The 14,657-nt window shown below is 37.9% G+C and carries 6 protein-coding genes and 1 pseudogene; 6 read left to right on the top strand and 1 reads right to left on the bottom strand.

Features of this window, described 5'->3' with window-relative positions; translation table 11 throughout:
- Nucleotides 1-77 precede the first annotated feature (77 nt).
- The 5 genes from SLH51_RS00035 to SLH51_RS00015 all read left to right on the top strand — a co-directional run bounded on the left by SLH51_RS00035 (nucleotide 78) and on the right by SLH51_RS00015 (nucleotide 13,423).
- On the top strand, nucleotides 78-6,380 hold the full coding sequence (locus SLH51_RS00035; protein WP_335958150.1) for a TIM-barrel domain-containing protein: 6,303 nt from the start codon (nucleotides 78-80) through the stop codon (nucleotides 6,378-6,380).
- A gap of 386 nt (nucleotides 6,381-6,766) precedes the next feature.
- Nucleotides 6,767-9,520, top strand: coding sequence for a carbohydrate-binding protein (locus tag SLH51_RS00030; RefSeq protein WP_335958149.1), 2,754 nt, complete (start codon nucleotides 6,767-6,769; stop codon nucleotides 9,518-9,520).
- 270 nt (nucleotides 9,521-9,790) lie between these two features.
- A complete protein-coding gene (locus SLH51_RS00025; protein WP_335958148.1) occupies nucleotides 9,791-10,528 on the top strand; it encodes a LytR/AlgR family response regulator transcription factor in 738 nt (245 codons plus the stop codon).
- Between the two features lie 338 nt (nucleotides 10,529-10,866).
- Entirely contained in the window at nucleotides 10,867-11,271 is a 405-nt protein-coding gene (locus tag SLH51_RS00020; protein ID WP_335958146.1) for an ANTAR domain-containing protein, read from the top strand.
- A gap of 706 nt (nucleotides 11,272-11,977) precedes the next feature.
- The gene (locus SLH51_RS00015; protein ID WP_335958144.1) at nucleotides 11,978-13,423 is read left to right on the top strand and encodes an ATP-binding protein; all 1,446 of its coding nucleotides are present in this window, start codon (nucleotides 11,978-11,980) and stop codon (nucleotides 13,421-13,423) included.
- A gap of 145 nt (nucleotides 13,424-13,568) precedes the next feature.
- Here SLH51_RS00015 and SLH51_RS00010 read toward each other — a convergent pair whose 3' ends face one another.
- Nucleotides 13,569-13,706: an IS3 family transposase gene (locus tag SLH51_RS00010; RefSeq protein WP_390183741.1), complete on the bottom strand. Its 138-nt coding sequence runs from the start codon at nucleotides 13,704-13,706 to the stop codon at nucleotides 13,569-13,571.
- Nucleotides 13,707-14,193: 487 nt separating this feature from the next.
- Between SLH51_RS00010 and SLH51_RS00005 the strand changes: the two are divergent.
- A pseudogene (locus tag SLH51_RS00005) lies at nucleotides 14,194-14,657 on the top strand (hypothetical protein); the annotation flags it as partial.

Genomic DNA, 14,657 nt, shown 5'->3' with positions numbered 1-14,657 from the left:
AAGGAGGTGTTCGTGTTTTAGGCAAAAGAAACAATAAGCAGTTTCTAATTGAACGAAACCAATTAGGGGGTGTAAGTATGCGAATCAGACCATTACTGAAAGCCAGCATTTTAATAATGATTGCGATGATTATTGTTTCTGCTTTCAACATTCAATCTGTTCTTGCCAGAGATAGTGAGTTTACTAGACAAGGTGCCGGCCCGATGTACTGGATCACGTATGAACATCAATTTGGACACGATGTATTCATGCCGGAACACCGATTAAAAGATAATATTGACTGGATAAGCGAAAATTTTCGTCCTTACGGTTACGACATGATTAGTACGGATGGTTGGATCGAGGGTGCGATGCTGTTAAATGAAAATGGCTACGTCGTATCGCATAATGATCGATGGATGAGCGACCCGATTTACATGGATGGCCGCGATAAACCATACCTGAAACCAGGGAAATTATTTAACGGTGACTTTGAATATGCGACGACAGAAGGCTGGGATATTAAGGGCAATGCTGATTCTGGAGTTGATAAGAACGGTGCCCTTAATAACTTTAAGTTTTACTTTTATAAGAATGCGCCTTTTAATGGTTCCATAAGTCAAACAGTGACAGGGTTGGAAGAGAAAACATATCGTCTATCTGCATGGGCAACTTTAGAAGATTTTAGCGGCACAAATCAGTTTACCGACGAGGAAATTGCCAGTTATGCAAAAATGCGGATCAGCCAGAATGGAAAAGTAGTAAAAAAGGTACCAATCAAGCTAAGTTCGGGTTATAAAAAGTATACTATTGATGTAACATCGACTGGAACGGATATGACGGTTGAAATTGTCATTGATTCCAAACGAGGAAACGCTTCTTTGCAACTAGATGACATTACCTTTGCTGCTGTAGATGCCAATCAACCTCTCATTCCTGATGGTAATGTTGTGGTAAACGGCGACTTTGAACAGGAAGAAACAGAAGGATGGACGTTTGAAGGGGATTTTGCTCACGGTCGAAATGAAGACTCTGAAGGTGATAAGTCGTTATGGACCTATAGTGGAGACCCAAACAAACAAATCATTTCGCAAGTGATAAAGGATTTACCGAATGGGAGCTATCGTGTCAGTTCTAAGGCTAAAGGAAAAAATAGTTTTGCCGACAAAGGTGTTACGATCGTTATGAAGATTTCTGAATACGACAAGGCTAAGCCTGAAGCCAGTGTACAAAAATCAGTGACTTCAGAAAGTTGGGCAGAATATCAAGAGACTGTTCATGTGACGTCAGGTCAGCTAAAAATTGAATTTATCGTCGATCCTACAGAAAATCAAGCACGCGATGCGGGAATCGATATTGACGATGTCTCAGTGCTATATGACAATTGGCACGGTTATCCACACGAACGGTACCCGAATGGTCACACATGGAAACACTGGGCAGATTATGTGAAGAGTAAAGATATGAAATTTGGTATCTATTACAATCCGCTGTGGATCAGTCCAGAAGTTGTTAAAAATCCGGATAAATACAAAGTAATTGGTACCGATACACCAGTCGCAGATCTTGTGATTACTGAACCGCAAGACATCGGTGACGGAAAAATACTCGAAGGTGATCGTTTTGATGGTGGTCAAGGGGGAGAAAGAGCCCTTTATTGGTTAAACGTTGACCATCCAGATGCCGAGACATTTTTGAAAGGATATGTAGATTTTTTTGCTGAACAAGGAGCATCGTATTTACGTGTAGACTTTTTGTCTTGGTATGAAAGCGGTTACGATAAGGGGTTAGGCCAAGTTGGTGTAGGTCATACGCGAGAACAATATCGCAAAGCACTTCAATGGATGGATGAAGCCACTGCCGAAAATGATGTGTTCCTTAGCTTGGTTATGCCGGACTTAAATAACCACGGTGAATTTGAACAACAATACGGCGATATGATTCGAATTGATGAGGATGCGTTCGAAGGTGGTTGGGAGCATATCAGCGGCCGTAGACAAGAGTGGACTAATAATTGGTCTCAATGGGCCAATCCATTCCAAGGGTTTACTGGTTTTGCGGATATTTCTGGACGTGGTTCGATGATTAATGATGGTGACTTCTTAAAGTTAAATACGTTTAAGGGAAGTTATGCTGAAGACGAAAAGAAAACAGCAATCTCTCTTTTTACGATGGCAGGCTCTCCAATTACCATTGCCGATCAATATGACACGATTGGAGATAACGATAAATATTACCAAAACCCTGAATTGATTGAACTGAACAAACGTGGTTTCGTTGGAAAACCTATTTTTTATTCAAATCAGCATTACAAAAACAATGTAAGTCGAGACAGTGAAAGATGGGCTGGCCAATTACCAGATGGTACTTGGGTCGTTTCTCTTTCGAATCGCAGTGATGAAAGCAAAGGGCTATCAATGGATTTCAAAAAAGACCTTGGAATCAAAGATGAAGCCTTCACCCGCAATCTATGGGAGCATAAGGATCTCGGCTACCGTACGATGTATTCTGACATGCTCGAACCTCATGATACGACAGTATTGAAACTCATTCCCAAAACAACTAAGAAAGTATATCAAACCGAAGTTGCAACTTATCAAGGAGGAGCTATATTTGATAACGAACAAATGGGATATGATGGATTTGGCTATCTCACTGGGCTGGATGAAAAAGGCTCAAAAGTAACAATTGCCATTGAAGCGCCTGAAGCAGGAAAGTTCCCTCTCGCAATAAAATATGGAAATGGAAAGGAAGAAGCTAGTACCTTATCTCTATCCGTTGAGGATAAGAATATGAACGTTACTCACGAACCGACTACAGTGTCATTCCCAAGTACGAACGATAAATGGGGCACTGTCGAAGAACTTGTCCAACTGAACAAAGGCTTGAATTTACTAACTTTGGAATTCACTGATCAAGATACAGGTTCTGTTATACTAGATTCCATTCAGATAGAACATGGCACAGGTCAGCTCATTAACGGAGATTTTGAAATGGGCAATGAAACGGGTTGGACTGTCGATACGTTTGGCACAACAGTCTGGCATGGTGTTGATAAAAACGATGCTTATCAAGGATACAAACACTATTTGTATTCTCCGGATGAAGGTGGGAAAGTTTCTTCAAAGCAAACGATTGTTGGTTTAAAAGATGGCGATTATACGGTTTCAGCAATGACTAAACTGATGCCCCATTTGGATCCAACATTTACAGATGGGATTGCTAAAGTAATCGTTTCACAGCCTGGTAAAGAGAAGGTTGAAGTGACAATTGAACCAAATCTAAAAGATCCGGATGGTCCTAAGAAAGAGAAGTGGAACGCTGATGAGTTTGAGTATAAAAAAATTAGCACGGACACGATCAATGTTACGGAAGGTCAATTGACTTTAGAGTTTTATATGGAAGCACCAATTGCAGATACTTCCTTGCAGATTGATAATGTGAAGCTTGAATCAGCAAACTCAGAGGTTACGGAAGATGTAGAGGTCAAACTGTATAACAAAGAGTTTGAGCAAGGATTCACTGGGTGGAGCCGCAGCAATATGGTCAACCAATCAATTGAAGCAGTAGATAAAACGTCATTTGTCCGAATGACGGGTAAGGAAGCTTATTCATCTGATCTATGGCAATTTGGTTATGCACCTATTGATGGAAACTACCAATTTACCGTAAACACTCGTAAATCTGGAACTTTTGACAAAGCAACTCTTTATGTTACTTACTCTGGAGGGACAAAAGAAGTTCCGGTCCCAGCAAGCGCTGATTGGAAAGAAATAAGTGTCCCAAATATCGAGTTAATGGCTGGTGAAGTGGTAAAGGTTGGTGTTATTGCAGAAGGCCAGGCTGAGGCTGTTCTTGATCTCGCTAGCGTCAAAATGGTGAAAACAGATCCATCCGAGTATCAAAACGTTACGTATGTTGAAAGCTTGGATGCCAACACGCCATATACGGTATCCGATGATGGGAAATCGATCGTATTGAATTCTGCAAGTCAGGAAAAGGTAAAAGTCGAATTCGTTCAAGAGGATACGGCGAAAGTATGGATGGAACCGACTGGAACATTTAAGAAAAAGGCTTCTTTTGTTGTCAATCAAGAAACAGCAAGTGTCGTTCCTAAAGTAGATGATAAAGGTGATTACGTCTTGATTCAAACGGAAAAAATGAGTATTCGTGCTTATAAATCCCCATTTAAGCTTGCTTACTACAATGCAGCGAATTCGTTGATGGTAACCGAGCATAGCGAAGGTAAGGGGTTAGGTTATGACGGGGATACAGGTGTTTATTCTAGTATGAGCCTTGATCCAAAAGAACATTTCTTTGGCCTAGGTATCGATCGTGACTCAAGGTCCTTCGACCGCAGAGGCCATAAGGTTGTGATGAACAACGCAATGAAGGGCGGATACGGCGGAAATACATCTGATATTTCTGGAACGTTCTTCACGAGTACGAAGGGGTATGGTCTTTACTTCGATAACACCTATGAAAATGTCACGTTTGATATGGGTGCCACAGATAGTGAGACGTATTCTTTCAGTTCTCCAAACGGGGAAATGCTTTACTACTTTATGGCGGGTGAGACGGAAAATACGTTAACGGATATCATGAAACGTTTTGCGGACTTAACAGGCACTGCTCCGATGCCGCCGCAATGGGCACTCGGTTATATCCAATCTAAGTATGGATACAGGAGCTGGGAAGAAGTGAATGAGATTGTCGACACGTTCAGGCAGAAGCAAATTCCTTTAGATGGGATGATTCTTGATGTTTATTGGGCCGAAGAGAATCATTACTTTGATATGACGTGGTCTCAAGCTTTTGCGAATCCAAAAGAAAACATGGAGGAGTTAACGAAAAAAGGCATCAAGACGGTACCGATTGTCGATCCGTACATTCAAGTAACAGCAAATAATTTTAAAGAAGGCGACCTGAATGGATACTTTGTGAAAGACGCTTCAGGAAATACCGTTATTTATGACGCTTGGTATGGGAAAGCGGGGTTAGTAGACTTCACCAATCCAAAGGCTGTTGATTGGTTCAATGCACAGGTTAAATCCTTACACGATGCAGGTGTGAAAGGATATTGGATTGATTTAAATGAACCAGAGATTGCAACGGATTCGTTAAGACACCAATTCTTTAAAGGAAGCGCAGCAGAAATTAGAAATGTGTATGCTCTAAACGAAGCAAAAGCGTTCTATAACGGTCATAGAAATTACAGTGATGACCGATTATGGAGCTTGTCACGTTCTGGTTTTTCTGGAATTCAAGAATATGGAGCAACTATATGGAGCGGAGATGTTGATGCAAGCTGGGAGTCCTTTAGGCACAATATGCAATTGGGATTAAGCTCTTCAATGTCGGGTATGCCTTACTTCACAACGGATATTGGTGGATTTAACGGCAAACCGACCGCTGAACTGTATACACGTTGGATGCAGGCTGGATCTTTTATGCCGATCTTCCGTGCCCATAATTGTGAATGCGATGATCCAAGTAATACAAGAGAACCGTGGGTGTTTGGTCAAGAAGCAGAAAGCATTGTCAAACAAAGCATTGAGCAGCGTTACCGACTACTTCCTTACATTTATTCAGGAGCGAAACAAACAACGGATGGAAATGTATCGCTCATGAGACCGCTTGTCATGGATTACCCGGCGGATCCAAATGTGTATGGGATTGAAGACCAATGGATGTTTGGCCCTAATATGCTCGTAGCCCCGATGTCATTAGAAGGCATGTCTAAACGAAGTATTTATCTTCCAGAAGGGACTTGGTATGACTGGAGAACACAGGAAGCATTTGCGGGAGGGCAAACGATAGAGTATGATGCTGATTTGTCTACGATTCCGGTATTTGTGAAGGAAGGTGCGATTATTCCGCAGCGTGAGGTTCAAAATTATACAAATGAAAAACCTGCATCAACAATGACAGTGAAAGTCTATCCAAAACAAAATGGAGAAGCTTCAAGCTTTACCTTATATGAAGATGACGGGCAAACCTATAACTATGAAAGCGGTCAATCGGCTGATACAGAGATTACGACAGTATCTAATGCGGGGAATATTACACTTGAAATTGCAGCAATGAAAGGCAAGTTTGATGGACAGATTGAAAATAGAACATGGTCTGCAGAAATAAAAGTAAATGCAGGCGATGAAAATGAAGTTAAATTCGTTGAACGGAACGGAAAAAAATTAACATTAGTTGATTCCAAAGAAGCAGTAGAAGCAGGTAACGATGTTTGGTACTTCGATCGTGAAACAAATTTGTTATTTGTGAAAACGGCAAAGGTATCTACATCTGAAGCACAAGTGATTACGACAACGAGTAAAAAAGGAAATTTGAAAGTAGATAGCAAGAGTAAAGACAAAGTTAAGATACGGACTACGGTTCGAAAATAGCAAACAATGTTTAGGTTACGAAGCCCGGCTTTGGGGCCGGGCATTGTTATCATAAGGCAATATTATTATAGAAATGACTCCTGAATGTTGAAAGAGTAATAGGGGATTATTCAGCACTGGTTCTAATTCTATTAAGAGAATCTATTGTCGTATAAGAAAACAACTTTATAAGCACCTAGTTTTTCCACTTGGAATGAAGCTTGCTTACTTACTTTATTCAACGAAGAAATAAATGAAAATTGTCAATCTTTTAAAGGAGGTGACGATAGACAACATGTCTAAATGAAACCTGTTAAAAGGAATGTAAATTCGGTGTTTTGTTGTTACCTTACTCTAAAAAATTGTCGTTTGCAAAATAGGTGAAATTATATTAGGAGGACGAAATTATGTTAAATAAAATAAGCATTACGTTCTACAAACTTTTATTAATTGGTGTTTGTTTTTCTATGGTACTTGTTTATTCGATCGACCCAGTTTTGGCTCGAGATAGCAAACATACCCGTCATGGGTCTGGACCTATGTATTGGATGGCCTATGAAAATCCTTATGAAAATAATGTAGCGATTCCAGAAGACCGCTGGAAAAATAATATTGATTGGATAGCAGAAGAATTTCTTCCTTATGGATATGACATGGTTAGTCTGGATGGGTGGATTGAGGGATCAACCGAGACAACATCCAATGGGTATGTCTTAAAACATAATGATAATTGGCAGTACACGTGGAAAGAGTGGGGAGATTATATTAAAGAGAAGGGCCTGGAATATGGAATTTATTACAATCCACTTTGGGTCACTCCTGCAGCGGTGAATGACGACTCGAAAACGGTTATTGATAATCCTGATTTAAAAGTAAGCGATATTGTGAACACGGACATCACAACAACAGATTGGAATGGAGATACATTGCCGGGGGACCGCTTTGTAACGGATCAAGGGGAAAATTCTCTTTATTGGGTCGATGTTACTAAGCCTGGAGCGGAGGACTTTGTAAAAGGGTACGTTCAGTATTTTAAAGATGCTGGCGCCAGCTTTCTCAGGATTGATTTCTTGTCATGGTATCAAACTGGCTTTGATGGCGGGCTAAATAAAGAAGTAGGGCACGCTCATTGGGATGAATATGAAACGGCTCTGCGCTGGATTCACGAAGCGGCTGGGGAAGATTTGGTCGTGAGCCTTGTTATGCCGTATTTGCAAAATCATGGAGAGGTCGAATTAAAGTATGGCGATATGATTCGTATTGATGAAGATGTGTTTCATGGAGGGTGGGATCACATAAGCGGACGCAGTCAAACATGGCAAGATGCGTGGTCTCAATGGAAAAACCCTTTCCAAGGCCTAACAGGATTTTCTGATATTGGCGGCCGGGGCCAAATGATACTCGATGCTGACTTTATCAGAATGAATAAATATGGATCAGAGGCGATAAATGACAACGAAAGAAGAACAACGATATCCCTATTCACCTTAGGAGGTTCTCCAATCGCAATTGCTGACCAATATGACACAATTAACGACACAGGATCAAACAATGAGCGCTTTTACCAAAACTCTGAGGTTATTGAATTAAATAAGCTTGGTCTTGTTGCGAAGCCACTATACAAAAATGCTAATCCTTTCTATCCAGGCGAAGGGTATGAGGAAGGAACAAGCCGTGATACTGAACGCTGGGTAGGTCAACTACCGAATGGCGAATGGGTCGTTGGTTTATTTAACCGATCCGATGAAAAGGTAACGAAAAGCATTGATTTCATTAGTGAATTAGGATTAACTGGGGAAGCCGCGGTGCGTGATTTATGGGCACATAAGGATCTTGGATATATGGATCATTACTCTGCTGATATAGAACCACATGATGTGAAATTACTTAAAGTTATACCACGAAATAGTAATAAATATGAAGCAGAAGTAGCATCTTGGATTGGAACAAACTTTAATAATAACCATAATGGATATTCGGGGTTTGGTTTTGTTGATAAATTTGAAGCTTCTTCAGGAACGAACGATGTAGAACCAAAAGTTGTGTTTGCTGTAGAGGCACCGGAGTCTGGATCTTATTGGTTTAACTTCAAATATGCAAATGGAACTGGTGGAGAAAGTACTACGACCGTTCATGTGAAAGATGGACATAACAAAACAATTACAGACAATACAACTGTTACCCTTCCAGCAACAGAAGATTGGAGTTCTTGGGGGAATAAAAATGTAGAATTAACATTAACGAAAGGGTTAAATCTTATTACAATTGAACGTACCCCTTCAGATAAAGGTGCTTTTAATCTTGATTATATCGAGTTTACACCTCATTGGGGGAATGTAGTCAAAAATGGTGGTTTTGAAACGGGTAATATAAGCGATTGGACCGAGTGGCGTCCAAAGGGTCAAACAAAGGCTTATGGCGTGGATTCCAATGATGTGAATAGCGGAAAGTATAAACTGTTTTTTCACTCTCCATCTGCTTACAAGCAAAGCGTACATCAAAGCATTACTGGTTTAGACGATGGAACCTATTATGTTAGCGCTAAAGTGAAGCGTCAAGGTACAGAACCTGTTACAGCTAGAATGGAAGTCGCTGAGTACGGGGAATCCGATGTTTACGTTAATATACCAAAATCGTCGGAATATCAAGAGGTATCTACGAAGGTTCATGTGACGAATGGAAAAATAGACGTTGGATTTTATGTGGATTCACCTGGCGGAACGTCTCTTCAGGTGGATGATGTAAAAGTGACGAGAGTATCCTTACAAAATTCTAACTTTGAAGATGAGTTCAGGGGATGGACAGTATCTGATATGGCTTTGGCTAACATCAAACAAGAAGACAATAACGCATATGCAGACATCACAAGTTCTTCTAAATTCACATCAGACTTGTTCCGCTATGAGTCATTACAAGAGGGAACATATACACTTAAAGCGAAAATACGTCGAAGTGGTTCTTTTGATACTGCCGGTCTTTATATAGATAAAGGCGGTCAAACATATAAAAATACTCTCTTCCCGGATAATTCGAATTGGACTGAAGTAACAATTGATAATATCAACCTTTCACGAGACGAAGTAGTAAAAATTGGTGTATATGCAGAAGGCAATCCGAATGCATGGTTACATGTCGACAAAGTTTGGTTGGAGAAGAACTAGGTGCCTGGTACGCCCCGTTTTCTGTCGATTTATGGGTGGAAGTAGCAAATATACTTTCAAAAGCCCGCTAACCGTTGAGTGAGGTGGTTAGCGGGCTAGATCCCTTAATTTCCGATTAAGAAAGCGGAAAAGATTTCACTAATTTTATAGGAATTTTAAACATGTATAGAAAATAAGTGTCTTGTGTTAGATTACCTCACACACTTCCTTACAGCTCCTTTTATGATTGATATGATTAAGAAAACAAACAGAGATCAAGGAATGATGGGCATGAACAAATATAATATTGTTATTGCAGATGATAATGAAGATTCTAGGGAAATATTAACTAGTTTTCTTAGTTATATGCCATACATTAAAGTTGTAAGCCAAGTGAAAGATGGTAAAGAGTTATTAGAATTAGTATCAAAACAGGAGATAGAAATTGACTTAGTCCTAGCAGATATAGGAATGCCGAATTTGAATGGTATAGAAGCAATTAAACTATGCACGAAGTTTATTCCTAATTTGAAGTTTATTTTTATTACTGGATATAATGAATATGCGGTAGAAGCATTTAATATATCTGCAATTGATTATGTCGTAAAGCCCATTGAACAACAAAGATTATTTGAAGCAATTCAGAAAGCGTTTAACTTAATAAATCTTGAAAATGACTGTAAGAAAAAAGAGTTGAAACAGAATCAAAATAAGCTAATTTTAAGAAATGGGCGGTCAACTTTTTATATTCCGACAAATGCAATTTATTTTATAGAGAAGTCCGGAAAAGAGACAGTCATCCATACAAAAAATGAGACTTATACAACTCTTGAATCACTTAAAGCACTCTCTGAAAATATTTCTCATCCCGCATTTTTTCAAACACATCGCTCATATATTGTAAACCTTAATCATATACGATGCGTTGAGACAATTGGAAAGACTTATTTAGCGCATTTTGATAACTATACTGAAACGGCTCATATTTCTAAATTGAAAATAAGCGAAGTACAAAAGCTAATTAAATAGGAAAAAGGGTTGTAAAATCCTCAAATAAAAGACCTAATATATTAGGTTTTTTTGTTGTGTCTTAGAATATACATAGACGAAATGGTATTAAACTTTATGGATGTTAAACGTCAAACGAATGACGACGATATAAAAGATTAGGAGCCACTAACAATGTCGCTGCTGTTATTTAAAATTGAATCTTGCAACATGTTAAAAATAGCTTATGAAAGGGCATATGAATAACCCGAAGTTGCCATAAAACTAGTTGAAAGGGGTTCAACATAAGTAGACAAAAAGCTTCACTTTCATCTAAACTATATATACCCGATATTTCTATATTACGAAGAAAGTAGTTGATGAAAATGACTAGTGTTTTGAAAAAAAAGATACTCATTTTCCAGGAATATGAAGGGTTAAATAAACTGTTGAAATGTTCCCTGTATAAAGTAGGATATCAAAACGTTTATACAGTTAATCAAGTTGAGCATATCGTAACAACTTATGAATTATTGAGGCCAGACGTCATCATTTTAGAGGTCGAGTCTTTCCATCAATTTGAGATTTTATTTCAATTGTTACGAAAAACAGAGCTTTCTGTAACGAATTCAGGACTAATATGTATCGTTGAGGAAACGAATTATCGAATGAAATATTTTATTAAAAAACTTGGAGTAAACCAACACATAGAAAAACCTTTTGAAATAGATAGGGTCATTCTACAAGTAAATTCTACTTTAGATAACTTAATTGATAGTGTTTGAGAGTAGAACGAAATGCCGATATTTGTAAACGGTTACAAGTAGGTGACCAAAATAACATTTGGTAACGTAAAGCTTAACGTCCCTAGAAATCTGAATGGCGATTATGAACCTTACATGGCTGCTAATCATTCGTTCTCTTAGCCTCCTACAAGATTTCACAATCCAGCTTTATTCCATGTGTATGTTCCCTTCCCGATCAAAATCGTATCTTCATGTCTTCATTGCACAAATCCATGCCCATCTCGTGGTGGGCACTTCCGCCTATACGAATACGATTTCTTCCATTTTGAAATTTTTTGTCATTCCCATCGCTTGATAATCTCTACTAATTGCCCGGTCGTCAAGTAGCATCATTCTCTTTCACTCCATTTTATAAGTGATGCCTTGAACCTGTTAAGACACAAGAAAATATACTTGAAATCAATGGGTGCTACATGGGTACTAGGCCTTATTATTCATAATATTGTGTTAATTCAGTTGACAATTTTGGTTAACAATAATACAGTTTTATATGTAAACGATATTGTGATGAATGGTTAACAAATTAGGGATGTAGTTGGACGTTTATAGCAAGTTTAATCACTGTTAACGCGAGGCTAAAAAGCCCTTCCTTATTATAAATTCAATAAAAATGTACGATTTAAGTAACATAAGGTTCAATTAATGATCTTAATGGATTTAGACGAATATGGAGGGGTAACATGTCATGTCAGCACAAGATTATACATCAGGAGTTAATAAAAAGGCCCTTTCTCTTCAAGAGCAAATAAATAACTGTGTAGATTCAAATGGTGCTCATATATTGTATATGTTTAATGAGTACGATAAATATATTAATAATGCTATCCATTATATAGCTGAAGGCATAGATAAAGATGATAAAATAATACTTGTTGAAAGTCAAGAATTTATCGATGCTGTAAAGGAAAAACTATTATTAAAAGGTTATTCTAACAACCAATTGAAATCGATTTCACACATTTGTAATTCTGATTACTATTTATCTGATCGCGAATTTAATGCTGAAAATTGTTTTCAAAACCTTGTTAAAACATTAAAACCTAATATAGATAAAAAGCTAATGACGAGAATATGGGGACAGGTTTTAGTCAAGAATTCTTTGGTTTATGAGTTGAGAATGTACGAGTGTGAGTGCGATAAATTTATGGGAGGGGAGAGTGTATTATCAGTTTGTTCGTATAATTCACTTACGACTCCTTCTGTTATTCAAAACGAAATGCTAAAAGTGCATAAATATCTTATGATTGATGATCAAATTGAAAAATCTCCTTTCTACAATCAAAATCATTTGTTAACAATATCAGATTCTGAAAGAGATCGGCTATTAAAGATTGAGAGAGAAAATAAACTGTTAAAGAAAAAAAATCAAAGGTTATTAGTTGATAAGGCCCGTCAAAAAGAAAGAGAAAAGCATCTTAAGCTTGCAAAGTTAAACGCAGAAAAAGCGAATTATATGAAAAATATTTTTTTATCACAGATGAGTCATGACTTACGAACTCCTTTAAATACGATACAAGGCTATTCACAGATCATGCTACTAGATAATAACAAAAAAAACTATCAATATAATGTTCAAAAAATACTTTATGCATCAAAGCATTTATTACAGTTAATCGAGGAAATCTTAGATTTTTCAGCAATGGAATCAGGGAAGATAAGCATAAACTTAGAGAACATTCACTTGAAAACGTTCATTAATAATTGTGTAAGCTCTATTTTTAATACAAACAATTCTGATATTACTGTTGAGATTGAAAATATTGATGACAATATTTTTATTGAGGCCGATCCATTACGTTTGAATCAAGTCATAACAAATCTAGTAAACAATGCTATTGCCTATAATAAACCAAGTGGTAAAGTATGTATCTATGTAGAATATGATCAAAACAATGAAGAAATAAAATTGTATTTTAAAGATACGGGTATTGGGATACAAAGTGATGAACTTGAATTGATTTTTGAACCCTTCTATAGGAGTAAAACTTGTATGAGTAAATGGAAAGGAACTGGTTTAGGGTTAGCGATTGTTGCTCAACTTACTAAGCAAATGAATGGCAAATATGGTGTCATAAGCGAGGTAGATATTGGAACAACATTTTGGGTGTCATTGAAAGGATGGATCGAGTAGGGCAGTGGCATCGCCCGGAATTTGTCTAATCAAACAGTGACTATAAAAAAGAGTAACAGTCCGTCCTCTGAACGGCCCCCTGTCAAGTAGACAGGGGAAATAATAAAAATGATTTTAAGCGGCTTTAGCTCTATATTCCATAGGGCTAAGGCCGTTTAGTCGTTTTGGGTATCGCCTGGTTATAGAATTGAATGTATTTATCAATCGCCTTAGAAAGCTCTTCAAATGTATCATACTGTAAATAATACTTTTCACTCTTGAGGGTACCCCAGAAAGATTCCATTGGCCTATTATCAATGCATCTTCCGGTGGGAGCTGCCTGGTACCTCTCGAAGTTTATCAAAAGGTGTCGGATAATTGATTGAGCATTTGGTTCCTAATTACATACAAAAAGGAAAGGGTGACATTTGGGTCAAAGGGTGGTAAATCCTTTTTATCACAATTTAAGTTACAGATCGGAGTATAAGTGCTCTCTGCAATATTCATTAAAGTTTTTTGTTCTAGTGAAAAGTCAATCCCCCCGTCCGTTTTCCTCCTATTGTTAAAACCTGGTTCATAAAAAGGTCTAAATTCTATCTAATTAAACTCATAGTTTGGTTATATTTCTTCTGTAAAGTGTAGGACAAGCAGTTAGGGATACTGCAAAAAAAGACAAAAGGAGGGTACTAACTATTATTTTCGACAATTGAATCTACGAAAGTATAAAAGAAAATGAATAGGTAGTCCACTTAAAAAAAATCATATCTTACGCTTTTAGAGGAGGCAGAAACATGGTTATTAAAAGAAATGTACAAATTAAAAAAGGCAAGAATTCTAAAAAGGTAGTTCCTCTCGTATTATCTACAGCAATGCTTGCAAGTGCATTTGCTGCTGCGGGCGCGCCAGTTTCAGCATCGGAACACGTGGATAGTGCAGATCATCATGGCCAAATTGTTTCAGAAGCAGGAAATAGCATTCCTGTTTCACCTGAAAAAGGAAAGATAATGCGAGAGGTTGCTAAAGGGAATTATGATGTAGTAGACGAATTGCCTGATGAGAATCAAGACATAGACAGCGATGATGAAATAGATGAAGAAGAACTAGCCGAAGAGCCAGATAGCGCAGACGATGAAATAGATGAAGAAGAATTAGCCGAAGAGTCAGATAGCACAGACGACGAAATAGATGAAGAAGAACTAGCCGAAGAGCCAGATAGCGCAGACGATGAAATAGATGAAGAAGAATTAGCCGAAGA

The organism is Halalkalibacter kiskunsagensis, from assembly GCF_037027555.1.
Taxonomy (GTDB): Bacteria; Bacillota; Bacilli; order Bacillales; family Bacillaceae_D; genus Halalkalibacter; species Halalkalibacter kiskunsagensis.
This window is presented reverse-complemented; position numbering and strand designations above follow the sequence as displayed.